This is a genomic window from Acetobacter lambici (assembly GCF_011516885.1).
Lineage (GTDB): Bacteria > Pseudomonadota > Alphaproteobacteria > Acetobacterales > Acetobacteraceae > Acetobacter > Acetobacter lambici.
On record NZ_WOTD01000028.1, the window covers coordinates 1 to 26,970 of the forward strand.

The following is a 26,970-nucleotide window of genomic DNA, read 5'->3' on the forward strand; positions in this document are numbered from 1 at the left end:
TGTTGTGACCCTTGTGGTGGATTTTGATAATACGATTACGTGGAACGGGCAGCCGGTCGGCAGCGAGGACGAGTTGCAGGCCCACCTGCGCGAGATTGCGTCCGCGCAGCCAAAGCCTGAGTTCCATATCCAGCCCAACCGGCTGGCGGACTACAAGACTGTCGTCCATGTCATGGCCGATGCGCAGCGCCTTGGTGTGACACAGATGGGCATCGTCGGGCAGGAACAGTTCGTCGATCAGTAAGGGAGTGAAGAAGATCATGACCATGCGTTTTGTGCGGGGCCTTATGTGTTCCGCGACCGTTTTCTCTCTCGCCATTCCGGCGGTGCATGCGGCGGACACGTTGGGCCAGCCAGTTGGCGTGGCCTTGCAGCAAGCCCAGAGCGCTCTGGCCGCGCATAATTACGCTAAGGCCATGGATGCTGTGAACGAGGCCGATGCGGTTGCTGATAAAAGCGCATATGAGGACTACACCATTGCCCAGATGCGCGCCGCCGTGGCCTCGCAGGCGGGGAATGTTGCACAGGCTACCGCCGCGTATGAAAAACTGATCGCCTCCCCCCGTACACCGCGCAACCTGAAAAACCAGATGCTGATGTCCGAAGGGACCATGGCCTATAACGCCAAGGATTACCCCAAGGCGGCTGTGGCCATCCAGCGGTATCTCAAGGAAGCGGGGCCAAGCCCTGCAATGGAAACATTGCTGGCACAGTCTTATTATTTGCAAAAAGATTATGCTGGAACGGTGCATGTTCTAACGCCCATTCTGGCCAGAACGATCAAGGCAGGACAAAAGCCGGTTGAATCCCAGTTGCAGATGCTTGCGGCAAGTGCGACAGCTCTCAAGGATTCCACAACTGCTACACACGCCTACGTGCTGTTGGCGACCTATTATCCAAAAAAGGAATACTGGGCGCTTTTGCTGCACGAACTGGTGGTGAATACAAAAATTCCGGCCGCTTTGCAGCTTGATGTTTATCGCATCCGCCTTGCGGTGGGTGATGTTTCCACCGCGCGTGACTTTATGGACATGACCGAGATCGCCATGCAGGGGCATATGCCTCAGCTTGCGCTGGACCTGATGAATCAGGGCTACCAGCAGGGTGTGCTTGGTCAGGGCACGGAAGCCGCCCGACAGGCGCGCCTGAAGGCAATGGTTGAAAAAACCGTTGCCGCCAAAAAAGCCTCTATTGCAACCGATGAGCAGGCAGCTCTTGCCCAGACATCGGGTAACGAACTGCTGAATGTGGGGTATAATTACGTCACGTTCGGGCAGGCGGCCAAAGGACTGGCGCTTATGCAGCAGGCCATTGCCCAGGGGGTAACAGACCCCAATATTGCCCGCTTGCACCTTGGTCTGGCCCAAATGCAGGCTGGCAATAAGGCAGAGGCCATCCAGACCCTGAAGAGTGTTGCAGGGGATAATGGGGCCTATGACATTGCCCAGCTCTGGGTGCTCAGGTTAGGGCAGGTTACAGCCGCGCACTAAGCGTAAAAAGATAGATTTTATAAAAAAGGCCGCTATAAAGCGGCCTTTTTTTGTGGTTGTGTTTTTGTCTATCCCGCTTTTTTGGGGGCCGACTTGGTGTTTTGTGCAGCCTGTGGTGCGGGCATGGAGGAGGTCTCCTGCCAGCCACCACCCATAGCCCGGTAAATGGTTACAAGGTTCTGGTATTTTGCAACCGCAACCGTAATCTGGGACTGTTGGGCCTGTAGGTAATAGCGTTGTGAGTCCAGCGTGGTCAGGTAGGAATCTGTCCCGGTTTCATAACGCAGTTTTGCAAGCCGGTAGGCATCGCCTGCGGCAAAGACCAGACTATCCATCTGCTTTTTTTCGTCCAGATAGGCTTTGCGCGCGGCAAGGGCATCCGCCACCTCGCGGAAGGCGGTCTGCACGGTTTTTTCATAGGCGGCAATTTTACCGTTGCGGGTTGCCTTGGCGACCTTGAGGTTGCCGCTGTTCATGCCCCATGTCCAGAGCGGGATCTGCAGGCTGGGGTTAAGTCCCCATGTTGTGGCCGCAGCCGTAAACAGCCTGTGGAACTGCAAGCTGGAAACACCGTCTGTTGCGGTGAGTGTAAGGCGGGGGAAGAACGCGGCGCGGGCCGCCCCAATACTGGCCTGCGAGGCCAGAAGGTCGTGCTCGGCAGCTACAATATCGGGTCTGCGGGTCAGCAGGTCCGATGGCAGGCCCGCAGGCAGGTCGGCCAGAACGGACTGTTTGCCCAAAGGCAGCGGGGCAGGCAGATTTTGTGGAATAGGCGCGCCAATCAGCAGGGTTATCAGGTTTTCGTCCTGCTCTACCTTGCGGCGGGCATCCGTGAGCATGGTCGCACTCTGCTGCACCTGTGTTTCCAACTGGCGCACGGTCAGCAGGTTTTCCTCGCCGTGGTCATACTTGTCCTGTGTCAGCTTCAGGCTGCCCTGCTGGCTGGCCAGAGTGCGCTCGGTCAGTGCCTGCGTGTCTCTATCTCCCAGCCAGGTAATATAGGCCATGGCAACCTGTGAGACGATGCTGATCACCATGCCGCGCATGTTTTCCTGCTGGTACAGGGCACGTTCGGCGGCCTCCTTGGTCAGGGAGCGGATACGCCCGAACAGATCAATCTCGTAAGAGGAAAAACCAATCCCGCCGGAGTAGTAGCGGAAGGGGTTGCGCGCCATGCCCGAGCCGGTTTGATCGGTATCCAGCCCCGGAGCAAAGCTCAGCCCCGCCGCATCGGATGGAGCCTGATACATAGGCCCACCCGTGGCGGAAATGGTGGGGAACAGGCCCGCGTGCTGCACGTCATACTCGCCCTGTGCCGTGGCAATATTGGCAGCAGATGTGCGGAGGTCCCGGTTTTCACGCAGGGCAATGCCAATCAGGGCTTGCAGGCGCGGGTCCACAAAAAATTCACGCCAGCCAATATCCGCCGCCACTTTTGGCAAAAGGCTATCCCCCGTATGGGCATAGCCGGGCCATGTTGTGGCCAGCGGGGGTTTGGGACGCGTGTATTTGGGGATCATGGTGCAAGCGGACAAAGCCTGTGTTGCCGCAACAGCCATAACAATAACGCGGAGCCGCGGGGAGCGACGGAAAAAGAACTGAGGAGCCATATCTTATTCGTTCCCGGTTGCGGTCTGGGCGGGTGGTGCGTCCTGCTTGCGTTCGCTGATGCGTTTAACGTGAAACACATGCAACACCAGAACAAAAAAGACAGGTACAAAGTAGATGGCCAGAAGTGTTGCGGTGGCCATACCCCCTACCACGGCAGTGCCAATGGCCACGCGGGAGGCGGAACCGGCTCCCGTGGCAATGGCCAGAGGGAACACACCCACAACAAAGGCGATGGATGTCATCAGGATAGGACGCAGGCGTTCGCGTGATGCAGTCAGAACGGCCTCTTCCAGAGATTCACCGCGTTCAAAAGCAGCTTTGGCAAATTCCACAATCAGAATGGCGTTTTTAACAGCCAGACCAACGGTGGTCAGCAACCCGACCTGAAAGTACACATCGTTGTTCATGTCCCGCCACAAGGTGGCGGCAATGGAGCCGAGAATACCCAGTGGTATAACCAGCATGACCGCAAACGGAATGGCCCAGCTTTCGTAAAGTGCGGCAAGGCACAACAGGATAACCAGACTGGCCAGTGCGTAGAGCGGACCGGTGGATGAACCGGAGGAAATTTCCTCAAACGACAGGCCGGTCCATTCAAAACCTATGCCTTCGGGGAGCTTTTTCAGAATATCCTTGATGGCGGCAAGGGAGTCACCGGAGCTGTAACCGGCGGCAGGCTGGCCCAGAATTTCAAAAGCGTTAAAGCCGTTGTAATCCTCAACCTTTTGCGGGCCGGTCAGCCAGTAACCACGGATAAAGGTATCCAGTGGCGCCATGGTGTTGGTGTTGGTGCGGATGTACCATTTATTCAGGTCCTGCGGCAGCATGCGGGAGTCCAGGTCGCCTTGGATATAGACCTGTTTTACGCGGTCATTACGGGTGAACTGGTTGACGTAGATCGACCCCAGAGCACCTTCGATGGTTGTGTTGATGTCATCAATCGTAATGCCCAGAGCGTTGGCTTTTTCGCGGTCAATATCCAGATGATATTGTGATGCGTCTTCCATCCCGTTGGGGCGTACGGCCAGCAGGCGGGGGTCTTTGCTGGCAAGGCCCAGCACCATGTTACGGGCGGCCAGCAACTGCTGGTGTCCAAGATGGCCACGGTCTTCCAGTTCAAGGTCAAACCCTGTGGCGTTGCCCAGTTCGAGCACGGCTGGCGGGTTGATGGCAAAAATCTGGGCGCGCGGGTCAAACCAGTAATGCATCATGATCCGCCGTGCGATGGCGGCGGATGTTTGCGTTGCAAGGGGGCGGTTTTTCCAGTCTGTCAGACGGATAAAGAACGCACCCGAGTTCTGGCCCTGTCCGGCAAAGTTAAACCCGCTGATGGCGTAAACAGATTCCACAAGTCCACTTTCGGACTTCAGGATGTAATCTGTAATTTCATGGTTGAGTTTTGTGGTCTGCTCCATGGGGGTGTTGGGGGGCAGTGTCACCTGACCAAAAATCAGTCCCTGATCCTCATCGGGCAAAAAGCCGCTGGGCAGGCGAGTAAACAGGTAGCCCGCCAACGCGCTGATCAGCACAAAACAGGCAACGGACAATACGGTGGAGGAAATGAGCCTGCGCACGCCATTGAGGTAACCATTGGTCAGGCGTTCGAAGTTGCGGTTGAACCACCCGGCGGGGCCTGTTGTTTTAACATGCGTGCCGGGTTTGAGCATGGTGGCGCACAAGGCGGGTGTGAGCACCATGGCCACCAGTACGGACAGCCACATGGCGGAGACAATGGTAATGGAGAACTGGCGGTAAATAACCCCAACCGAGCCGGAAAAAGCCGCCATGGGCAAAAATACCGCAGTCAGCACAAGCACAATGCCAACCAGCGCGCCGGAAATCTCATCCATGGAAACGCGGGCGGCCTCGATAGGGGAGAGTTTTTTCTCCGACATCACGCGTTCCACGTTTTCCACCACCACAATGGCGTCATCCACCAAAAGGCCCACGGCCAGCACCATGGCCAGCATGGTGAGCGTGTTGATGGAAAAACCAAAGATATTGAGCAGGCCAAAGGTGCCCAGCAGCACTACCGGCACGGCAATGGTGGGAATAAGGGTGGCGCGGAAGTTCTGCAAGAACACCAGCATGACCAGAAAGACCAGCCCGATGGCTTCGAGCAGGGTAATGACCACTTCCTCGATGGAGAGGGTGATGAAGGGTTCCGTATCCAGCGGGTAAACGGTTTTCAGCCCCGGTGGGAAGAACTTTTCCAGTTCATCAATTTTGGCGCGGACAGCCGCTTCGGTCGAAATCTGGTTCGCGCCGGGTGCCAGCTTGAGCGCCATGCCCGATGCGGGGTGGTTGTTGTAAAAAGAGGACGTGTTGTAGGTCTGCGGTCCCAGTTCCACCCGCGCCACATCCTTGATGCGCACCTGCGAGCCGTCGGGCTGGACCCGGAGCAGAATTTTTTCAAACTCGCCAGCCGATGTCAGGCGGGTCGGGCCAATGATCGTGGCGTCCAGACGGATGTCCTTGCGCGCGGGCAACCCCCCGAGTTCGCCGGATGAGACCTGAATATTCTGGGTCTGGATGGCGGCTTCCACGTCCCGCACGGTCAGGCCGTAGTTGAACAGCTTGTTGGGGTCCATCCAGATCCGCATGGCGTATTCGGAGCCGAAGAGCGTGTGGTCGCCCACCCCGGTCACGCGGCTGAGCGGGTCGGAAATGTTGGAGGCCACATAGTCGGCAATGTCGGAGCCGGTCATGGAGTTGTTGGTGGAGATAAACGCCAGCACCAGCATGAAGTTTTTAACGGCCTTGGTAATGCTCAGCCCCTGCGCGGTCACTTCCTGCGGCAGTTTTGGCTGGGCAAGCTGGAGCTTGTTCTGCACCTGCACCTGAGCAATGTCGGGGTTTGTGCCCTGCTCAAAGGTCAGGTCAATTTCCATCTGCCCGGAGGCGTAGGACTGGGCCGAAATATATTCCAGATGATCCAGCCCGAACATCTGCTGGAGTATGGGGCGCACGACCGTATCATTCACCGTATCGGCGGATGCGCCGGGGTAGGTTACGGTAATGGCGATCTGGGGCGGGGCAATGCTGGGGTACTGCGCAATAGGCAGCCGCAGGATGGACAGGCCGCCAAACAGCATGATGATCAGGCTGATCACCCACGCAAAAATGGGTCGGTTGATAAAGAACCGCGAGAGCGACATGGATTTACTGCCCTTTTTGCGCAGGCTGTGCAGCGGAGCTGGTTGTTGGGTCGGTCTTGGGTTTGCTGTCCATGACCGAGACCTTGGCCCCGGGGGTTATTTTTTGCGTGCCGCTCACCACCACGCGTTCACCCGCCTTAAGCCCATCGGTCACCAGCCAGTTCGTGCCAATGGCCATGCCAATCTGGATCTGACGCAGGGCGACTGTATTGTCGGGCTGGACAATCCATACCTGCGGGTCGCCGTGGGTGTTGCGGCTCACCGATTCTTGCGGCACCAGCAGGGCGTTGGGGTCAATCCCCTCATCCAACTGTGCGTGAACATACATGCCCGGCAGCAGCAGCTTTTGCGGGTTGGGCATGATCGCGCGCACAATAACGGTGGAGGTTGTTGTATCCACGTTCACTTCGGCCAGCGCCATGTGGCCCTTGAATTCGTAAGGTGAGCCGTCTTCAAGTGTCAGGACCACGGGCACTTCGCCATTGTCCTGACGTTTGATCCGCCCTTCCGCCAGTTCGCGCTTAAGGCGCAAAAGGGTAATGGCAGGCAGGTTCACGTCCACATAAATGGGGTCAAGCCGGGTGATAATGGCCGTGTTGCTGGTCTGTTCGGCGGTAACAAGTGCCCCAACCGTAATAAGCGTACGGCCAATACGCCCGGAGATGGGGGCATACATTTTGGTGTAACCAAGGTTGACCTGAGCACTTTCCACCTGCCCCTGCGCGCTCTGTATCTGACCACGGGCCTGCTTTTCGGCAGCTACGGCATCATCATAGTCCTGCTGGCTTACGGCGTGTTCACGCACCAGCTTTTTGTAGCGCCGGACCTTGGCCTTGGCCGTGCCATCTACGGCCATGGCCTGGGCCAGTTGCCCGCGGGCGGTGTCATACACGGCTTTGTAGCGGGCGGGGTCGATCTGGTAGAGCTGCTGGCCAGCAACGACGTCCGAACCTTCAATAAACAGGCGTTTGAGCACAACACCTGTGACCTGTGGGCGAACCTGAGCAATTTCAAACGCATCTGTACGGCCGGGCAGGCTGGTGTGTACGCTTACGGGCTGGGGTTGCAAGGTTACAACGCCCACAGCCTGCGGCGGCATATGCGGTGCGCTCTGCTGGCGTTTACAGCCTTCCAGAGCAAGCAGGGCAACCGTGCAGAGCAGGACCGGACGAAGAGAAAAAGTGTGTGTTGTCACTTTGGTGTGGCCCTGTGTGTTGAAGGGTCTTCCGCACATGTCAGGCTTTGGCAAGCTTTGCCGGGTCTGGAAGGGTACGCCATTTCCAACCCGGTTGGGGAGCTTGAGTTACAGGCCGCTTTGTGGAGAAAACAGGATGGAGAAATGTAAGGTGAAAAAACAGTACTAAGTGTTACTTTTAACCTGCAAGCTAAAAGTGCAACCACACCAAGTCAAGAGCAGATCAAACCAAAAACACAAGCATTATCGCGGGTGTCAGGCTGTGTGGCCGCTGCTTTCGTCCAGCCGTGTGTCCCGATGGACCCATGTTGAAAGCAGAAGTCCAAACCCCAGCATGACGTTCAGCATGGCCGACCCACCGTAGGAGACCAGCGGGAGCGGCACCCCGCCCACAGGAATTGCCCCCATGACCATGGAAAGATTGACCAGACAGTAAAAGAAAAAATTCATGCTGATGCCAAGGGCAATCAACCGGCCAAAGCGGTTGCGGCAGCGTATGGCCATGATCATGCCGCCCATAATCAGCAGCACCAGCAGGGCAATAACGGCGGCAGCACCAATAAAGCCCCATTCTTCGGCGATCATGGTAAAAATGAAGTCAGTCTGTTTTTCGGGCAGGAAGTTGAGCTGCCCCTGTGAGCCATGCAGGTAACCCTGCCCCCACATCCCCCCCGACCCAAGGGCTATCTTGGACTGGATAATGTTGTAACCGGCCCCCAGCGGATCGTTTTCAGGGTGGAGGAAGGTGGTAATGCGGGCCTTCTGGTAGTCATGCAGGTGCCCGTAGGCAAACTGGACAAGGGAAGGCACGGGCAGAATAAGCAGGATAATCTGCCACAGGCGCATACCCGCGGTAAAAAACAGCGATGCGCCAATACCGCCAATAATGACCGCCGTGCCCAGATTGGGCTCCTTGAGCACCAGCCCCACGGGCACCAAGACCATAAAGGCGGGGGGAATAAGCCAGAGCGGATTGCCCATGCGCGCATAGTCCATGCGCGAGAACCACGTGGCCAGCACGGCGACAAGGGCGATCTTGGCAAATTCGGAGGGCTGGACCTGTAGTCCCCCGATCATAAGCCAGCGTTCGGCTCCCTTGCCAACATGGCCCATGTGCAGCACCGCCACCAGCAGCACGAGCGAGAGCGCGTACATGCCCCATGATGCACGCATGAGCAGGTGGGGGGGCAGCATGGCAATGGTGACCATCAGCACCAGCCCAACGGCAAAACGCGCCGCCTGCGGGGCGGCAAACGGGTAGGGCACCCCGCCCGCAGCGGAGTAGAGCGTGACGTAGCCAATACCGGCCAGTGCGCAAATGAGCAGGACGTAGAGCCAGCTTATCCGCCACAGCTTGGCCATAAGTCTGAAGCTGGGTTCGGCCCGTAACAGGCGCTTATGGAACCTGATGGGGTTATTCAAAGCTGTCGTCCACAGTGGCCACGCTCTCGGGCGGGGGGGTGGTGTGGTTGGACGGGTCACGCAGGAGGGTATCGCGCATGATGTTGCGTGCCAGTGGGGCTGCGGCATCCGCCCCGGCATTACCATGTTCGATCACGACCGACACGGCATAGCGTGGTGCGTCATACGGGGCAAAGCAGATGAACAGCGCGTGGGGGCGGTATTCCCACGGCAGGTTGGCGGAGTTGAAGTGCCCGCTCTCACGCAATGCGCGGGAGACGTGGCGCACCTGAGCCGAGCCGGTTTTGCCCGCCATGGCAATGCCCGGCAGGTCAAGCTGCGCCTTGGGGGCTGTGCCGTGGGGTTCGTTCACCACGGCGAACATGCCTGCGCGCAGGGCTTCGAGATATTTTTCGGGCATGTTCAGGCTTGGCCAGTGCTCGGCATTTGCCATGGGGCTGACCTCGCCATTAATGGCGCGCATCAGGTGGGGCTGTACGGCCCGGCCGGTTGCCATGCGGGCGGTGTAGGTGGCCAGTTGCAGCGGCGTGACCTGTATGAACCCCTGCCCGATCCCGCTGACAATGGTGTCCCCCCCGTTCCAGTGGTGGTGGTGGGCCTGCCGCCATGCCGGGGTGGGGATCAGCCCTGTGCGGGTGTGGGGGAGTTCAATATCGAGCGGTACGCCAAGGCCCATGCGGTGTGCGGTCTCGGCAATACGGTCCATGCCAATGCGGCGGGCAATTTCGTAAAAATACACGTCGCAGGAGTATTTGAGGGCCAGATGCAGGTCCACCGACCCATGCCCCCAGCGCGACCAGCAATGAAAGCGCGTGCCCCCTACATCCAGATGACCGGGGCAGAAAACCCGATCCGTGGGAGAGACCAGCCCCGATTCCAGTGCGGCCATGGCCACAGCGGGCTTGAAGGTGGAGCCGGGAGGGTAAACTCCGGCCACGGCCTTGTTGATCAGGGGGGTGTGCTGGTTGTTTGTCCATTCAATCCACTGCGCGTGGCTGACGCCGCTATCAAACAGTGATGGATCGAACGAGGGTGTGCTGACCATGGCCAGCACCTCGCCATTATGGCAGTCCATGACCACGGCGGAAGCGGTCTGGTCCCCTATGTGGTTGAGCACCCTTTGTTGCAGCCCACGGTCTATGGTCAGGGAAATTTCTTCCCCCGGCACACCTTCCTCGCGGTTGAGTTCGGAAATCACGCGCCCAACGGCGTTGACCTCCATCTCCACCGATCCTGCGGTGCCACGCAGTTTTTCGTCCTGATTCTGTTCTATGCCCGCGCGGCCGACCCGCATGCCCGGTAGGGCCAGCAGGGTGGAGTGTGCCACATCGTTCTCGTTCGGGGGGGCAACGTAGCCGATAATATGGGCCAGCAGCTCCCCTTCGGGGTACACGCGGCGTGTGCCCACATCAATCAGCACACCGGGCAGGGAGGGCGCGTTAAGCTCGATCCGGGCCATTTCATCCCACGAGAGGAAGTCACGCAGCATAACGGGCACAAACCGGCGCTGGTGCCGCATTTCGCGCGCTATGCGGTTCCGGTCACGCTCATCTAGGGGAATAAGGGTGGAAAAGCGCTCTATGGTGCCGGTAACGTCGGTCGTTTCCTCCGGCATAAGGAGTGCGCGCCAGTTTTCCTTGTTGTTGGCAAGGGCTATGCCGTAGCGGTCAACAATACGGCCACGTGGGGGGGCAAGCAGGCGTTTGCTTACGCGGTTGTTGGCCGCCATCCGGGCGTAGTGGTCGCCATCATTGATCTGGATATGGTACAGGCGGCGCGCCAGCTCACCCATGGCCCCGGCCTGAACGGCCATGCACAGCAGGGCGCGGCGGGTAAAAACACCGCGTGCCGGATCCTTCTGATCGCGGATCGGCATCAAGCGGCGGTTGTCGCGTTTACGCCGCTTCAGCCACATGGGAGCACCTCCCATGTGATCATGGCGTGTCCTTCTCGTCCAGAATATGCAGGAACCACGAGAAAGTGGCGGAAAGCAACGGATAGACCCCTATGCAGAGCAAGGCTTCAAAAAAGGCGGGTGCCGGATCAAGCAGATGGAGCCGGAACAGGCATGCCAGCGCCCACTGCAACGCTGCGGCAGCCGCTCCTACCAGTCCGAACAGGCACCATACCACTAAAAAATTCATCCGCATGAGACCAAAACGGGCGTAACTGCCAATGCCATGCACCAGTAATAGAATAAAGGCGCTGACCCCCAGCGGTGTAAACCCCACAAGGTCCATAAAAAGCCCAAGCAGGAACACGGCCAGCGAGGGCATGCCTGATGGCCGCCACACGGACCAGAAAAAAATTGTGTTGATAACAATGGCCGGGAGCAACTCCGCCGCTCCGGGAATGGTCACAGGGGCCGAGAAAAAAATAATGACCAGCGCGGTAAAAACGGACGGCAGAAGATGCCGCGCGGTACGGTCGAGTCGCTGGCGGGAGGTCAACTGGGTTTCGGCGTCGTGCTCCCAGCGGGGCTGATGGGGATCGGACATGGCGTTATCCCTCCTGCCCCGGGCCCAGCAAGGTTTTGAACGGCAGCGTTAGCGCGCGGTGCGGACGGGTTAGCGGAACATGGCCGGGGGCTTCGGGGGGTTCAATCTCGGATTGGCCAAAGTCGAACACGCGCAGCATGGTCAGCCGGTCCAGCCGGGCAAAAGGCTGCACCACGGGCTGGCCGGGGTGCAGGTAGTGCACGCTGCCAATAGGAATACCCGATGGAAAAGCCCCGGCCTGATCGGAGGTTACAACCCGCTCGCCTTCTATGGGGCGGGTATCCTGCGAATAATAGAGCAGGCGGGGCAGGGGGGAGTTGTCACCCGCCATAATGGCCGCGGCATGGCTGGATTCCAGTTCCACGGGCAGGCGGCTGGCAATATCGGTAATCAGCAGGATACGTGCGGCATGCGCGCCCACTTCCGTTACGCGGCCAGCCAGCCCGCTGGAAGCCAGCGCAATATTGCCAGTCTGCACGCCACTCGTGGTGCCCGCCACCAGCAGCACGGCGCGCGCGTATATGCCCCCGCTATCGGCCACAACCCGGCCGGTTACAAAGGCGGGCGTGGGCTCGGGCACCCAGTGGAGTTCGGTTTTAAGGGTATCATTCTCCCGTGCAAGGGAGACCGCAACTTCGTACCATCGGCGCAGATTGGCGTTTTCTGCACTCAGGCGGTGGTTTTCCTCCGCCAGATTCCGCGCTTCCTTCAGCCCGTGCACAAGGCGTTCGCTATCGGTCTGTGTGCGGGAGAGCAGGCTCCACAGGGGGGCCAGCACATCGGCCACGCGCATGCGCGCCCGGTCCGCCAGAGGGCGGTCAGCCTGCCCGGCAATAATGATCCCGACAGACATGAGCAGCAGAACCGGTAACACCAGTTTGCTCAAGGCCTGTCTTACCTGAATGGAAACCGGGACCATGGAAAACCGGATGCCCTTATATCTGACGGCATAAAAAACCAGACTCAGCCACACACAGCATAATGGGCCGTGGTGCTGAACCGGGGCGTTAGTACATGGTGGTCAGCACGTTGCGCAGACGCTTCATTTCTTCCAGTGCGCGGCCAGTGCCCAGTGCCACGCAGGACAGGGCGTCTTCGGCCACGGTAACCGGCAGCCCGGTTGCCAGACGCAGCACATCGCTCATGCGGTACAGTAATGCGCCGCCGCCGGTCAGAACAATGCCTTTGTCCACAATATCGGCAGCCAGTTCCGGTGGGGTGTTTTCCAGTGCGGTTTTGACTGCATCCACAATCTGGCTGATCGGCTCCATCAGGCTTTCGGCAATCTGGGCCTGCGAGACCTGAACCTCGCGCGGTACGCCGTTAATCAGGTCGCGGCCCTTAACATCCAGCCAGGGGCCACTGTCATCGGGGTCATCGGGGGGGAGAGCCGCGCCAAGGTTGATTTTGATCCGCTCTGCCGAGCTTTCACCGATCAGCAGGTTATAGGCCCGGCGGATGTAGGAAATAATGGCTTCATCCATTTTATCCCCACCAACGCGCACCGAGCGGGCATAAACGATGCCACCGAGGGAGATAACGGCCACTTCCGTGGTGCCACCACCAATATCGACAATCATGCTGCCAGAAGGCTCGGTCACGGGCAGGCCCGCGCCAATGGCGGCGGCCATGGGTTCCTCAATCAGGAAGACCCGGCGTGCGCCAGCACTTTCCGCACTTTCCTGAATAGCGCGGCGCTCAACGGCTGTGGAGCCGGAGGGCACGCACACAATAATCTGCGGGCTGGCGAAGGCCCGGCGGTTATGCACTTTGCGAATGAAATGTTTGATCATTTCTTCCGCCACATCAAAGTCGGCAATCACCCCGTCGCGCATGGGGCGGATGGCGGCAATGTTGCCCGGAGTCCGCCCGACCATCTGCTTGGCTTCCTCCCCCACGGCCAGAAGCTGCTTTTTGCCGCGTATGTCTGCAATCGCCACAACCGAGGGTTCGTTCAGTACAATGCCACGCCCTTTGACATACACAAGGGTATTGGCAGTACCGAGATCGATGGCCATGTCCGCAGACATAAGACCGAGCAGACGAGAGAACATCCAGGACTCCTGGTTGAAGCGGCACTACGCGACTGTGTGGAAGGGGCAGGCAAACAAAACGGACCCCAACGGTCGCTTTGGTCAATATGTTTGCACGGATTACCGGGGCATAGCGAGGCAGACAAGCCCTGTGTTCATAAACTTCCGCATAATTTCGTATGCGGGGGGGGTATCTGCCTCGTTATTTGGGGGCGTTGGCCCCCAATGGGAGCCTGATCAGGCGGTCAGGGCCTCGGGTGCGGTGCGTGCGCGTTTGACCAGCAGCTTGTTCAGGGCATGCACATAGGCGCGCACGGCAGAGACAACAGTGTCCGCATCCGCGCCCTGACCGTCCACCAGCTTGCCGTCCTCTTCCAGTCGGACCGTGGTGCGGGCCTGTGCATCCGTGCCTTCCGTTACCGCGCCAACGCTGAACAGGGCCAACCGTGCCTCGTGCGGGAAGGCCAGACGCAGCGCGTTAAAGGCGGCGTCCACCGGCCCGTTGCCCGTGGCGTTGGCCTGCACGTCCGTGCCATCGACCTGAATGGTCAGCGCAGCAGCGGAGGGTTTGCCCGAGGAGGAGGTCAACTCCAGTGCCGCAAAGCGGATATGGTCGTGGTCACGGGCTTCGTCATCCACCAGTGCGACAATATCGTCGTCGTAGACGACCTTCTTGCGGTCAGCCAGATCCTTGAAGCGCGAGAATGCTTCGTTCAGGCGGGCGTCATCCATGTCCGCGTAACCCAGTGCTTTCAGCTTGTCGCGGAAGGCGGCACGGCCGGAATGTTTGCCCATCACCAGCGAGGAACGGCTCCAGCCCACGCTTTCGGGGGTCATGATCTCATAGGTCGCGGCATTCTTGAGCACCCCGTCCTGATGAATACCGCTTTCATGCGCAAAGGCGTTGCGGCCCACAATGGCCTTGTTGGGCTGCACGTCAAAGCTGGTGATGGTGGCCAGCATGCGTGAGACCTTGAGCAGGTCGGTGGTCTGGATGTTGGTGTTGAAGGGGTACTGGTCGTGGCGTGTGCGCAGTGCCATCACAATTTCTTCCAAAGCGGCATTGCCCGCGCGCTCGCCAATACCGTTAATGGTGCATTCCACCTGCCGCGCCCCACCACGCAGGGATGCCAGCGTGTTGGCCACACCCAGCCCCAGATCGTTATGGTTATGGGCGGACAGAATGACCTGATCGGCACCGGGAACGCGTGTGCGCACCATGGAAAAGATTTTTTCCATGTCTTCCGGTGTTGCGTAACCCACCGTGTCGGGGATGTTGATGGTGGTGGCACCCGCCTTGATCGCGGCTTCTACACAGCGGCACAAAAAGTCGGGGTCGGTGCGTGAGCCGTCCTCGGCGGACCATTCCACGTCGTCCGTCAGATTGCGCGCGGCAGTGTTACCGGAAGTGATCAGGTCCAGAACGGTCTGCGGCTCCATGCGCAGCTTGTACTTCATGTGCAGCGGCGAGGTGGAGATAAAATTGTGGATACGCTTGCGCTCCGCCGGGGCCAGTGCCTCGCCCGCGGCCGCAATGTCCTTGGCACCCCCACTGCGGGCCAGCGCGCAGATAACCGCGCCCTTGGTGTGGCGGGCGATCTCGTTCACGGATTCAAAATCGCCTTTGGAGGCAACGGGAAAACCCGCTTCAATCACATCCACGCCCAGTGTTGCCAGGGCTTCGGCCATGCGCAGTTTTTCGGCCAGGTTCATGGAAAAACCGGGGGACTGCTCGCCATCACGCAGTGTGGTGTCAAAAATAATGACACGGTCAGCCGTCATACGGCCAAAAGATGGGTGGTTGAAGCTGGAGGGATCAGCAGACATGAAAATGTTCCTGAATTTACTCTGGTCTGGCGCCGCCAAAGGCATGCCACGCCTTATAATCTGCCTGTGCTGCACACAGGCGCTCTCACTTGCAAATCCCCTGGGCGCGGCAGCACAAGGCCACCCGGATCGCTCAGGGGCTGATAAGTCGAAGGAGAAGGTCCAGACGAAAAGCCACGCCGCCCTGAGCCGCTGTTACGCGGGTCATGAGGGAATCGGACATGAACCGGTCGGAAATCATGCCGCGTAGAATACCCTCATGTTTTGTCAGCGCAACAGGAAAATAACCGGCGTGGGAATTCATGGCTCCTGCTTCAGCCCTGCGGCCTGCCACGGCGCAGGGTGTGCAGCACATACAGCATGACCCCCAGCAGCACGGCGGCAAAGGTCTGGTGCACGGCCCCGGCCCATACAGGCACCACCAGCAAAAGCGTTGTCACGCCAAGTGCGTACTGCACCAGCACGGCCCAGCCGAGCAGGATTATGCCATTTTGCGCCTGTGGGCCAAGCCCCGCGCCCCGCCGCAGCCCGGTCAGCAGTACCGCCCCAATGCTCAGCGCGGTCAGGGTGGCCAGTAGCCGGTGGTCAAACTGGATGGCGGCTTTGTTGACCACCCAGTTCATCCATAGGGGAGAAAGCTGGGCATAGTCGGCGGGAATAAGGTGGCCATCCATGAGCGGGAAGGTGTTGAACAAAAAGCCCGCATGCGTGCCCGCCGTAAAGCCGCCCGCAATAATGGTGGTGCACAAAAGCCCGATGCTCAGGCACGCCAGCCGCCGGGTCAGCTTGACGCCGGGTGTAAAAGCCGTGGGCTGGGGCTGTGGCCAGCGGATGGAAAAAGCGGTCCACAGAATGGCGCCATACAGCAGCAGGGCGGCACTCAGGTGCAGCACGAGTCGTACAGGTTCAACCGCCGTGCTGTTGGCCCGAAAGCCCGAGGCAACCATAAACCAGCCAATGGCCCCCTGGAGTGCGCCCAGCACAAAAAATACGAACAGCCGCGCGGCAAGGCGGCGGGTGATCATGCCCCGGATAACAAACCAGACCAGAGGAGCCAGCAGCACAAGCCCCATAAGACGGCCCCAGAAGCGGTGGGTCCATTCCGCCCAGAAGATTTTCTGGAATCCTTCCAGCCCGAATCCTTCATGCTGGAGGTGGTACTGGGGAATGGTCTGGTACAGCGCAAACAGCCGCTCCCACTCCGCGTGGGACAGAGGCGGGATCATGCCGCTAACGGGCTGCCAGTCCATAATGGACAGGCCAGAGCCGGTCAGGCGGGTCACGCCGCCAATGGCGATCATGCCCAGCAACATGAAACACAGGAGGAACAGCCAGCCAGAAATCAGGCGGCGGTGGGCAGGCGTCATGTCTTGCTGGCGCTGGGGCGTGGTGGGCATGGCACTCTTTTGCGCTGAGGTTAAACTTTATGGCTAGGGTTTACAGCCAGCTTGCGGGCCGCGGCAAGAAGATGCTAGCGCCCAAGGGATGGAACCAGCCCCTCCAGCACCGGAGCAGCCCGTCAGGGTCGTGTTCAAACCTTTGCTTATGCTGCTTATTCTGGTGGTGGGTGCAATTGGGCTACGGCATGTACCCGCTCTGGAGCATGTGCTGGGCAGTACGGATATGCTGCGCGCGGGCCTTGCCGGACGGCTGGTGTTTGTGGTGGGGACTTGCGTCTGGTGCGCCTTTGGGCTGCCCCGGCAGGTGGCCGGTTTTGCTGCAGGGCTGACCTACGGTGTGGCCGAAGGGCTTGTCATGATCACCATAGCTTCTACATTAGGGTGTGTGGCCGGTTTTTTATGGGCCCGCTGGGGTGGTCGTTCATGGGCGCAGGCGCGCCTTGGGCCACGGTTTGAAAAGCTGGATGCGTTTTTAACCCACAAGCCCTTCCTGAGCATTCTGACATTGCGCCTTCTGCCGGTTGGTTCAGCCCTGCTGCTCAACCTGCTTGGGGGCGTGTCTGGCATGGCGGTATGGCCATTTATTGCGGCAACCCTGCTGGGCGCACTTCCCCAGAACGCCGTTGCGGTGCTGCTTGGGGCAGGCGTGCAGGTGGGGGCGGTCTGGCAGTATGGGGCGGGGGTCGGGCTGTTTGCCCTTTCTGCCGGGTTGGGTCTGTGGCTGTGGCGGCATGCCCGCATTGCCAGGGCCAACGCATAGGCCCGGAGCATTTTTGCACGCAGGTTCTTTGGGGCCTGTCTGTGCTTGTATCCGATCCTGTTCCCCAATTTTTTTTCCACAGTGGGATAAATTTTCTGCGGCACTTACCTAACACGCCATACCCGGAGGGCCGGGTATGATGTCTTCTTCGCCCTCCACCAGCACCACCACGGCGCGGGATACGGCGCAGCCTGTTTTTGCAAACGGGGTGCCGGGCTGGCTTTCCCTTTTGTTGGGGTTTCTCACCGCTGTTGGCCCGATCTCGACGGATATCTATCTGCCTGCCTTCCCCGCTATGGAGCAGAGTTTTCATACCAGTGCGGGCAATGTGCAGTTTACGCTGGCCATCTGGTTTGTCGGCCTTGCCATAGGGCAGTTGAGTGTGGGGCCGCTGGCGGACAGGTACGGCCGGCGCATGCCCATGCTGGTGGGTAATGCGCTGTATGCCGTGGCGTCTGCCGTGTGTGCGTTCGCGCCCGATGTTACCACATTTTCCGCAGCCCGGTTTGTGGCCTCCATTGGGGCGTCGGCCAGTCTGGTCGTGCCAACGGCCTGTGTGCGCGACGTTGTGTCCGACCGGGCGGCGGGTGCGCGCATGATGTCCCGCCTGATCATGGTCATGGGGGTGGTGCCCATTCTGGCGCCCATGCTGGGTGGTCTGGTGGTGGAGTTTGTCTCGTGGCGGATTATTTTCTGGGCGTCGGCGGTCTATGGCGTGGTGTGTGTGGCCCTTGTGCTGTGGGTTCTGCCCGAAACGCTGCCGTACAAAAAGCGCCAGAGCCTTTCCCCCATTACGTTGGTGACCCGTTACGTGGGGCTGCTGGGAGACAGGGGGTACAGCATTTACGCCATGATCACGGCGTTCTCGACCTTTATGTCCTTTAGCTACCTGACTGCTGCTCCGTTTGTGTTCGTACAGCTTTTTCATTTTTCGCCCCTGCGTTTTTCCATGCTGTTCGGGGTCATGTCCGTGTTCATGATCGGGGCGTCGCAGGTGAATGGCCTGCTGGTCGGGCGGGTGGACCCCGCGCGTCTTTTGCATGGCGCGGTGGCCATATCGGTTCTGGGTACACTCCTTATGGTGGGGGTTAGTATATGGGGTGGCTGGTACGCGCCTGTGGCGTACAGGCAGTATGAGGTCTGGCTGGTTATTGGCACCATGGTGCTCGCACTTGCACCCACGGGGATAATTTTCCCCAATGCGATGATGATGGCTCTGGCCGATCATCCCTCCCAGGCGGGGGCGGCGTCGGCCCTTGCGGGTACGTTGCAGTACGTGCTGGGCGCGCTGGCGGGGGTGGTGGTTGGCCAGTTCGCGGCCACATCTTCGTTACCAATGGCTGGATGTATGTGCTTTGGTGCGCTTATGATGCTGGGTACGCATATGTTCCGCCCCGCTATGCGGGATGTCGCCTGATCCTGCATGGGCAGCCATGCCTTGCCCGGTTATGATCAAGGTGCCATGCCCACGAGGGTGGCGGTACACAGATAATGGGGGGCATGCCTGACATGCTACGGCATCCAGCAAGACGGGCTCATATTCTGGCTCTTATCGGGGCTGGTGTGCTGATTGTGACCTTTGGTGGCATTGGCATAGAACTCGGGAATGATATGGCCCGCCACGGCAATCTGGACCGCCAGAGCACGGCGGCGGGTAGTTATTTGCGCGGTGTGCACCATGCCACCAGCAATGCCCGTATCTGCCACTATGCCTTTGAGGCCGAACACGACCCCGCCGATGGCGAGTGTTACCTGCAAGCCATTACCCAACTTTCCGATGCCCGGGCGGGGTATGATGGTTTCCGCTCCGTGCAACTGCGTGAGGGCGGTGGCCGCAAGGAAGTGCTGGGTGTTGTGGAAAAGCAGCTCCAGACCATTAGCGCATGGCCCAGATCGGCCGAGGCCATGCCGCAGGGTGGTGCGGCCCTGCTGGCCACACTGGACCAGAATCTGTCTGTTTTAAGCCGCGCCAGTACGCTTGATCAGGCCGACCGCGTTGCCAACATGCTGCGCAATACAAGCTGGCAGCGCAGGCTGGCGCTCTTGGGTATTCTGACCGGGGTGCTGAGCATGATTTCCGCAGGCTGGGTGCTGGACCGCTCATCACTTGCTGCGGCACGGGCCGAAGCCTCCTCGCGCGATCTGGCTTTGCGGCTGCGCGCCACGCTGGACAGCCTGAGCCTTGGCGTTGCGGTGTTTGGCGCGGATGGGTGCCTGTGGCACTGGAACGAGCAACTGGCCACGGTGCTTGGTCTGGGCAAGGACTTTTTGCGCACCGGCCTGTCCTATAATGCCCTGAGCGGCATGCTGGTGGTGGATGGCGTGCCCCTGTTGGAGCCGTTTGAACATATTGAGAGCAGCCTGTCCAAAGGGGAGCTGGCTCCCCCGGTCGTTGTGGAATGCAAGGGTGGCAACGGTGCGGATCTGGAACTGTGCCGCACGTTGTTCTTTGCTCCCGATGGCGCTGCCGAACGGCGTGGATTTGTGCTGACTGCGGCCGACATTACCATGCGCCTGCGCAGTGAGCGCGCTCTGGGCGAGGCGCAGAAGCTGCGCGCGCTGGGCCAGTTGACCGCGGGCATTGCGCATGACTTTAAAAACCTGCTCACGGTTATTCTGGGTAATCTGGAACTCGCGGCGGAATACGACCAGCCTGATCAGGTTGAGCAACGGCAGGAATATCTGTCCGCCGCCACCCACGCGGGCCACCGCTCGGAGGCACTGACCGGTCAGCTCCTGTCCTTTATGCGCCGCCAACGTGGCGCACCCGATTCGTTGCGTCTCTCTGACCTGTTTTCCTTCCTAGGGGGGCTGCTCGGGCGTGTGATCGGCCCGCGCATTGTGGTGGAATGTGGCGTTGTGGCCGATGTCTGGCCCGTATGCGCGGACCCCGCCCAACTGGAAAGTGCAGTGCTCAACTTGGCCATTAACGCGCGGGACGCCATGCCCTCCGGCGGGCGGCTGCGTATTACGGCGCGGAATGTCACGTTCTCCGTTAATGCCGATCTGATGGGTCTGCCGGTGGAAGACGGGCGCAGTATTCGTGTTGTGTCCGATCCATCCCCCCTGCCTGCGGGTGACTGGGTCCGGCTGGATGTGGTGGATAGTGGTTTTGGCATGACGCGGGAGGTCATGGACCGTCTGTTCGAGCCGTTTTTTACGACCAAGCGTGAGGGTGCGGGTACGGGCCTTGGCATGGCTATGGTTCTGGCCTTTTCCCAGCAGGTCAATGGCCGGGTTGTGGTGGCAACAGGGCGTGGCAGCGGGACCGAGGTTTCGTTGTGGTTGCCGCGCGCCATACCGGCCAGTACCGGGGCGGAGGGTTCCGTGGTGGACGTCATGCCCGCCTTGACCCGGCCCGCAAGCTCCCCGCCACAGGCACGCAGCCTGCAGGTGCTTGTGGTTGAGGACGACGCTGCCATCCGAGATATTGTTGTGACCATTCTGAGCATGGCTGGCCACAAGGTACTGGAGGCGGGGGATGGCGAACAGGCGTTTGACACGGCCGCCGGAGTTGATGGTGAACTGGACCTGCTGGTGACAGACATCCAGCTTCCCGGCCCACTGGACGGGGTTACCCTCTCCCGCGTGCTGGTCGAGCGGTACCCTGCGCTGGCAGTGGTGTACATGTCTGGCGATCTGACGGTCGATTCCCCGCCGCCGGAGGGGAGTGTTCCCAATGTGCGCCTGCTGGCCAAACCCTTCCGCCGTGATGGGTTGATAGAGGCCGTAACCGCAGCACTGGGTGCGCGGGCTGGGGTCTGACCAGCCAGATCTTCCCTTGCGGAACGCTCCCGTGCGGGATAGAGCGTGTGCCGGTTGCCTCAGAACTGTTCACCAGCGGTGCTTGACCTATGGGAATTAAGGCAGGATGGAAAACGCGCTCCCACAGCGTTGGGCGCATGGATGAAGGATTGTCAAATACCATGACGGGACGTCAGGACATCGATCTGAAGGATTACATCCGTCACATTCCCGATTTTCCCAAGCCGGGCATTCTATTTTACGATATTTCAACCCTGATGCAAAACCCCGATGCATGGCAGATCGCCATGGGTCGCCTGACCCGCCAGATTGCGCCCTTGCAGCCTGATCTGCTGGCCGCTGTGGAATCCCGCGGGTTTTTGACCGCAGCACCCATTGCGGACCGCATGGGCTGCGGTATGCTTATGCTGCGTAAGAGCGGTAAGCTGCCGGGCAAGACAATCTCGCACACGTACGAGCTGGAATATGGTTCCGATACGCTCGAAATTCAGGCCGATGCGGTCAAACCCGGCCAGCGCGTTGTGGTTATGGATGACCTGCTGGCAACAGGTGGCACACTTGCCGCCTCCATTGAACTGCTGCGCAAGGCTGGAGCCGAGGTGGTTGGCGCATCTGTTCTGGTTGAACTGACAGGCCTTGGCGGGCGCAGCAAGCTGGACACGACCGTGACAAGCCTGCTGTCCTACGAAGACTAAAAGCGAAAAAACGGTTTTCTTCGGTGCCATGTCCTGCGCGTAACACTGGGTGCAGGACAGGGCATACGAGGTGTGAATACGCTTTTGGGCTTCTTTGGGGTAAGAAGAAGCAGATGGCAGTCTTTCTGATCAGTCCTGACCGGCGGCACGCGGCATGAAGGCTGCGGCGTTTTCGTTTGGCCAGTTCTGTCAGGCCTTCAGGACCATTGTGCGGCAGGCGCTGGAGGGGGGTGGCCCCCCGCGTGACCTGAGCAAACTGCGCTGGCTGTACGCACCCAACCTTCTGTCTTTTGGTTACGCGCTCCGCACAACGCTGTCTTCCCTCATAGCCCTAGGCATTGCCCTGTGGTGGGAACTCGGCAGCCCGCAATGGGCGGCCCTGACCGTATGGATGGTCGCGCAGGGTACGCGGGGCAAATCCATCGCCAAGGCGCGGTGGCACATGTTTGGCATGGTGGTGGGCACAATCTGTGCCCTTGTCCTTGTTGGCAGCATGCCACAGTCTCCGCTTCTGTATATTTTCTGGCTTGCTGTGGGTATTGGCGGGTTCTGCTTTGTGGGCACCCTGCTGCCCGGCCCTGCCACCATGACCAATTACCGTATTCATGGCATGCGGGCCTCCGGGTTTACCTATGCCATTATCGCGCTGGATGGGGCGGCGGCCCCGGACCAGATTTTCCATATCGTCATGGCGCGCGCCACCTACATTACGTTGGGGATTGTGGTGGAAACCACTATATCCTCCCTGTTCCAGTACAGGCTTGGCCTACGGGCCAGAAACAGGCTCGCGACCAATTTTGTACAAGCACTTGATGGCGCGGTACCAGCGCTTGTGCGCCTGATCGGGGGGGACCGCCGCGCGGTGGCCAACTCCCCCGGTGTGTTCACAACCATTGTGGGCCTGAGCGATCAGGTCGAATTCGCCGAAGTGGAAATGGGCGAGCATCAGCACGAGGGCGACCATGCCCGTGCCGCCCTTGCCGCCATAGCGGTGTTGATGTCGCGCGGGCTGGACCTTGGTGCTCTTTTGTCCATGCCCGAAAGTCAGGGCAAGGAGTACCTGCAGGTTGCGGGGGAGGTGGCCAGTTTTTTACAGACCATTCCCCAACGCCTGTCTGACGAACTGCCAGTGGCCCCGGTCCTGCGGGATCTGGTGGCCCTGCGTGCGACCTGCACCCAGCTTGCGGCCACCTGCCTTGAGCAGGAAATGATCGCGGCCACCCACCCACCCATTGATGCGGTGCAGGAAAGCAGTCTGTCGCGCGAGGGGCAGTTACTGCACAAACTGGGTGCTATTCTGGACGAGTTGCAACAGGCCATCGAACAGTTCGAGATGAGCCGTAACCCCGCACCCCATGACCATTTTCGCTACCCCATGCGCAGCTACCGGGACTGGCGGATGGCCTTTAACAACAGTCTGCGGGCATCGGTCACCATTTTTGGCTCCGGTCTTATCTGGATAACCACGGGCTGGACTGACGGGCTGACATTCATGATGTTTGTCTCCATTGTCTGCGCGCTGTTCTCCACACTGGAGCAGCCAGCACTGGCTACGCAGGCGTTCTTGCATGGCACAATTTTTGTTGTGGGCATGAGCGGGCTTCTGGACCTGTGGGTTATGGCCCAGCCAACCATATACGAAACACTGGCTCTGTGTCTGGCGGTGCCCATGCTGGTAGGGGGGCTGGCCTTTGCGTGGCCTCCGCTTATCCTGGCCGCCGTTGCGTACAACCTGTTCCTGCCCATTCTTATCGGTCCGATGAACGAGGGCCGGATGGACGAAATCCTGTATTTCAACACGGCATTGCCGCTGTTTCTGGCCATGGTTTTTTCCATGTGGATGTACCGGCTGTTCCTGCCGTTTGACCCCGATGGCCTGCGCTGGGACCTGCGCGTGAGTATTCTGCGCCGTCTGCGCAGGCTGGCCCAGCACCGCACAGCCCCCCCCATGACGGAAATTATCGGCCGTGGGGTGGATGGATTTGTCCGGCTGTCTTCCATGACCACGGATGACGGAAACACCTATGTGCGTGACCGCTACGTAAGTGGTGTGCTTTCGGGCATGACCATAGAGCTCAATCTGTTGCGCCTGCGGGTTATTTTGGGGCGGAATATTCTGCCAGACGACGCCCGGCACGCCACACAGGCGATGATGAACCGCATGCAGCAGTTTTCGGGCCGGTATGGCGGCCAGTATGGGCGTACAGCCCGCGCGGCCAGTCTGGCGGTGGAATACCTCTCCCGCATGGAGCAGGCTGAAACCAACCTGTCCGTGCGGGAGGAAATGCTACGTGTGCTGGCCAGCCTGCATGTGATTGCAACGGAACTCCAAGAAAATCAGGCGTTCTTTGATGCGTCCTCCCCATATCTGGACAAGGCGTTTACCTGAACGCAGTGTATGCCAGATGCTGACCGCATTCGGGGAAGGACCGGGTGGTGGCGGTTGCGCAAACGCGTAAGGGAGAAACAGAATGCCAGATGCAGGAATTGCGTGGGATAACGCGCGGGCCAGAACGGTGCTGCGGTCCATGTTTGATGCAGCCGTAGCCAGCGCCGACCCGTTTGTGGTGCTGGGCAGGCACCTTCCTGCCAAGCCCAAGGGGCGCTGTGTTGTGGTTGGGGCAGGCAAGGCCTCGGCTGCCATGGCGGCCGCGTTGGAGGCCGCATGGCCAGATGTGCCGCTTGAAGGTGTGGTGGTCACGCGGGATGGGCATGCCGCTCCCACCCGCCATGTGCGTATTCTCGAAGCAGCCCACCCCGTACCCGATGCCCGGAGCGAGGCCGCCGCCCGTGCTGTTATGCACGCCGTTGCAGGGCTTGGACCGGATGATCTGGTTATCGCCCTTGTTTCGGGCGGGGGGTCGTCCCTTCTGGCTCTGCCCGCACCGGGGCTGACACTGGAAGACAAGCGCGGCGTAGGCCGGCAATTGCTGCATTCTGGCGCGACCATTACGGAAATGAACATCGTGCGGCGGTATCTGTCCGCCATCAAAGGCGGGCGTCTGGCGCAGGCGGCAAGCCCGGCGCAGGTGCTTACACTGGTGATCAGTGACGTGCCGGGGGATGATCCATCGGTTATTGCCAGCGGGCCAACGGTGCCGTCCTCTGGTACGGCGGCGGACGCGCTGCGCATTGTGGAGCGTTATGGGCTGGATCTGTCCCCCGTTGTGCGCGGGGTGCTGGAGCAGGCTGTGGCCGACCAGCAGGCGCACAGGCCCGTGGCGGACCCGCGCAACCGTGTGGTGCTGATTGCAACTCCGTTAATGGCGCTTATGGCCGCAGCGGACGTTGCGCGGCAACAGGGCGTTACACCGCTTATTCTGGGGGATGCACTGGAGGGGGAGAGTCAGGTTGCGGGCATTCTGCTTGGCGGCATGGCGCGCTCGGTCCATCTGCACGGCCTGCCCGTGCGCCCGCCTGCCGTGTTGTTGAGCGGGGGGGAAACAACAGTGACCATCCGCGCGGGTGAGGGAGCGGGCAAAGGCGGGCGGAATACGGAGTTTCTGCTCTCCTGCGCGCATTTTCTGGGTGGGGAGAGCGGTATATGGGGGCTGGCGGGCGATAGTGATGGCATAGACGGTACGGAAGATGCCGCCGGAGCCATTTTTGCCCCCGATACGCTAGGCCGTGCGGCACAGGTTGGGTGCCTGCCCGAGCCGTTTGTGCGCAACCATGACAGCTACAGTTTTTTCGCGGCGGTGGATGATCTGGTCATGACCGGTCCTACATTAACCAATGTGAACGACATCCGCCTGCTCCTGATAACCTGAGCAGTGTGGGCTCAGCCCCACAGGGCGCGGGCGACCTCGCGCCGTAGGGCGGGAAGAACTGTTGCCCCGAATGCGGGGGTGCGCCGCTCCCACATCCCTGTGCGCCATGACGGGTGCGGAAGGGGAAAATAGGTGGGCAGGAACTGTTCAAACTGCTCAACGCGTTCAAAAACCCGGCCTTTGCCCAGAACGTGGTTTTGCGCATAGGAGCCGACCAGAAGGGTCAGTTGTATATTGGGCAGATGCTCCAGAATCTGCTGCCGCCATAGTGGCGCGCATTCCGGTCTTGGCGGCTGGTCCCCGCCCTTTGGCAGCACACCGGGGTAACATAACCCCATGGGTACAATGGCGACTTTTTCCGTATCGTAAAAAAGGGCACGGTCCATGCCCAGCCATGCCCGCAGGCGATCGCCCGAGGCATCGTTAAAGGATAGGCCTGTCTCATGCACTTTGGTGCCCGGTGCCTGACTTGCAATCAGCAACCGCGCACGGGGGGAGACATGCAGAACCGGCCGCGGCCCAAGCGGCAAAGTATGGGCACACGCCGTACAGGCCCGGATCTGCTGGAGCAGGGCCTGTAACGGGTGGTCTTGTGGTGTGTGTGCCAAGGGTGCGTCCCTGTTCTGGTATGGTCGCGGTACCGGGTGTGCCCGGCTTACTTTATGTGAGGTTGGTAAGCCGTGAGAAAAGGGCAGGAATGTCCTCCTCCGCGAGTTCGCCATAACCGTGGGATACCAGATTATGCAGTTCCGGCAGACCTGAGCGCGACCGGGTGCCCGCGGCGGCATAATTGCCGGGGAAGCGGATGCCAGCTTTTTCCGCGCTGGCCAGAAAAGCGTCTACCTTGCCAAATGCGCCGGGCAGGAACCAGCTCAGGCGTGGGGCATGTTCCGTGCCACAGAATTCCATACGGCCAAAAAAACGCTCCAGCGAGGCCATAAAAACCTCCCTGCGCCGCATCATGACGACCCTTGTGCGCCGTAGGGCGTTGTCCAACTCGCCCGAATCAACCATGCGAGCCAGAGCCTCCTGCTCCAGCCACGGCAGGCCGTTACCGGTCAGCAGCTTGGCCTCCAGCACAGCGGGCAGAAAAGCCCATGGCACGACCAGATAACCAAGCATAAGCCCGCCGCCAAGGCAGGGGGCAAACAGCCCGGCATGGAGCAGGTTACGCCCCCCGGTCAGGGACAGGAGCGAGGGCAGGGGTTTTTTTTCAAACGAGAGCAGATCATACATCGACGCGGATTTCTCACACTTGAGGCAATTTCGGGTCATTTTGTAGAATTCAGTCATCCCACAGGAGCCCGATCTGGAATATTGACGATATTCTGCTTCTGGCGGCGGGT

General features: G+C 59.9%; 21 protein-coding genes. 8 read left to right on the forward strand and 13 right to left on the reverse strand.

Features of this window, described 5'->3' with window-relative positions:
* Together GOB86_RS11165 and GOB86_RS11170 are read left to right on the forward strand one after the other, a co-directional pair.
* On the forward strand, nt 1–244 hold a 244-nt coding region (locus tag GOB86_RS11165; RefSeq protein WP_165991510.1), incomplete at its 5' end, for an ExbD/TolR family protein.
* Nucleotides 245–260: 16 nt separating this feature from the next.
* On the forward strand, nt 261–1,490 hold the full coding sequence (locus GOB86_RS11170; protein WP_165992406.1) for a tetratricopeptide repeat protein: 1,230 nt from the start codon (nt 261–263) through the stop codon (nt 1,488–1,490).
* 68 nt (nt 1,491–1,558) lie between these two features.
* Here the strand turns inward: GOB86_RS11170 and GOB86_RS11175 are convergent, their stop codons facing one another.
* From GOB86_RS11175 to GOB86_RS11225, 11 genes are all read right to left on the reverse strand, one after another.
* Nucleotides 1,559–3,049: an efflux transporter outer membrane subunit gene (locus tag GOB86_RS11175; protein ID WP_242012635.1), complete on the reverse strand. Its 1,491-nt coding sequence runs from the start codon at nt 3,047–3,049 to the stop codon at nt 1,559–1,561.
* Between the two features lie 54 nt (nt 3,050–3,103).
* Nucleotides 3,104–6,259: an efflux RND transporter permease subunit gene (locus GOB86_RS11180; protein ID WP_165992408.1), complete on the reverse strand. Its 3,156-nt coding sequence runs from the start codon at nt 6,257–6,259 to the stop codon at nt 3,104–3,106.
* Between the two features lie 4 nt (nt 6,260–6,263).
* Nucleotides 6,264–7,454, reverse strand: coding sequence for an efflux RND transporter periplasmic adaptor subunit (locus tag GOB86_RS11185; protein WP_253544216.1), 1,191 nt, complete (start codon nt 7,452–7,454; stop codon nt 6,264–6,266).
* Nucleotides 7,455–7,709: 255 nt separating this feature from the next.
* Nucleotides 7,710–8,864, reverse strand: coding sequence for a rod shape-determining protein RodA (gene rodA / locus GOB86_RS11190; protein ID WP_165992422.1), 1,155 nt, complete (start codon nt 8,862–8,864; stop codon nt 7,710–7,712).
* A 4-nt stretch (nt 8,865–8,868) separates the two neighbouring features.
* Nucleotides 8,869–10,791: a penicillin-binding protein 2 gene (mrdA, locus tag GOB86_RS11195; protein WP_165992423.1), complete on the reverse strand. Its 1,923-nt coding sequence runs from the start codon at nt 10,789–10,791 to the stop codon at nt 8,869–8,871.
* Between the two features lie 19 nt (nt 10,792–10,810).
* Nucleotides 10,811–11,374 carry a rod shape-determining protein MreD gene (locus GOB86_RS11200; RefSeq protein WP_165992410.1) on the reverse strand — a complete coding sequence of 188 codons (564 nt, stop codon included), beginning with the start codon at nt 11,372–11,374 and terminating at the stop codon, nt 10,811–10,813.
* 4 nt (nt 11,375–11,378) lie between these two features.
* Nucleotides 11,379–12,293: a rod shape-determining protein MreC gene (gene mreC, locus GOB86_RS11205; protein WP_165992411.1), complete on the reverse strand. Its 915-nt coding sequence runs from the start codon at nt 12,291–12,293 to the stop codon at nt 11,379–11,381.
* Between the two features lie 88 nt (nt 12,294–12,381).
* Nucleotides 12,382–13,428, reverse strand: coding sequence for a rod shape-determining protein (locus GOB86_RS11210; protein WP_165992412.1), 1,047 nt, complete (start codon nt 13,426–13,428; stop codon nt 12,382–12,384).
* A gap of 216 nt (nt 13,429–13,644) precedes the next feature.
* The gene (locus GOB86_RS11215) at nt 13,645–15,234 is read right to left on the reverse strand and encodes a 2-isopropylmalate synthase (protein WP_165992413.1); all 1,590 of its coding nucleotides are present in this window, start codon (nt 15,232–15,234) and stop codon (nt 13,645–13,647) included.
* Nucleotides 15,235–15,367: 133 nt separating this feature from the next.
* The gene (locus GOB86_RS11220; protein ID WP_165992414.1) at nt 15,368–15,538 is read right to left on the reverse strand and encodes a hypothetical protein; all 171 of its coding nucleotides are present in this window, start codon (nt 15,536–15,538) and stop codon (nt 15,368–15,370) included.
* 10 nt (nt 15,539–15,548) lie between these two features.
* Nucleotides 15,549–16,601, reverse strand: a complete 1,053-nt coding sequence (locus GOB86_RS11225; RefSeq protein ID WP_194301181.1) for a COX15/CtaA family protein — start codon at nt 16,599–16,601, stop codon at nt 15,549–15,551.
* Between the two features lie 118 nt (nt 16,602–16,719).
* Between GOB86_RS11225 and GOB86_RS11230 the strand changes: the two genes are divergently transcribed.
* From GOB86_RS11230 to GOB86_RS11255, 6 genes are all read left to right on the forward strand, one after another.
* Entirely contained in the window at nt 16,720–17,394 is a 675-nt protein-coding gene (locus tag GOB86_RS11230; protein WP_242012632.1) for a TVP38/TMEM64 family protein, read from the forward strand.
* A 139-nt stretch (nt 17,395–17,533) separates the two neighbouring features.
* Nucleotides 17,534–18,811, forward strand: a complete 1,278-nt coding sequence (locus GOB86_RS11235) for a multidrug effflux MFS transporter (protein WP_194301182.1) — start codon at nt 17,534–17,536, stop codon at nt 18,809–18,811.
* Between the two features lie 92 nt (nt 18,812–18,903).
* A complete protein-coding gene (locus GOB86_RS11240) occupies nt 18,904–21,159 on the forward strand; it encodes an ATP-binding protein (protein WP_165992424.1) in 2,256 nt (751 codons plus the stop codon).
* Nucleotides 21,160–21,320: 161 nt separating this feature from the next.
* Nucleotides 21,321–21,854 carry an adenine phosphoribosyltransferase gene (locus GOB86_RS11245; protein ID WP_165992417.1) on the forward strand — a complete coding sequence of 178 codons (534 nt, stop codon included), beginning with the start codon at nt 21,321–21,323 and terminating at the stop codon, nt 21,852–21,854.
* Nucleotides 21,855–22,008: 154 nt separating this feature from the next.
* The gene (locus GOB86_RS11250) at nt 22,009–24,243 is read left to right on the forward strand and encodes an FUSC family protein (RefSeq protein WP_165992418.1); all 2,235 of its coding nucleotides are present in this window, start codon (nt 22,009–22,011) and stop codon (nt 24,241–24,243) included.
* Between the two features lie 82 nt (nt 24,244–24,325).
* On the forward strand, nt 24,326–25,624 hold the full coding sequence (locus tag GOB86_RS11255; RefSeq protein WP_165992419.1) for a glycerate kinase type-2 family protein: 1,299 nt from the start codon (nt 24,326–24,328) through the stop codon (nt 25,622–25,624).
* 11 nt (nt 25,625–25,635) lie between these two features.
* Here the strand turns inward: GOB86_RS11255 and GOB86_RS11260 are convergent, their stop codons facing one another.
* Together GOB86_RS11260 and GOB86_RS11265 are read right to left on the reverse strand one after the other, a co-directional pair.
* Nucleotides 25,636–26,232, reverse strand: coding sequence for a uracil-DNA glycosylase family protein (locus tag GOB86_RS11260; protein WP_242012634.1), 597 nt, complete (start codon nt 26,230–26,232; stop codon nt 25,636–25,638).
* Nucleotides 26,233–26,284: 52 nt separating this feature from the next.
* Complete coding sequence (locus tag GOB86_RS11265; protein ID WP_165992421.1) at nt 26,285–26,899, reverse strand: aminotransferase-like domain-containing protein; 615 nt, start codon at nt 26,897–26,899, stop codon at nt 26,285–26,287.
* Nucleotides 26,900–26,970: the final 71 nt, after the last annotated feature.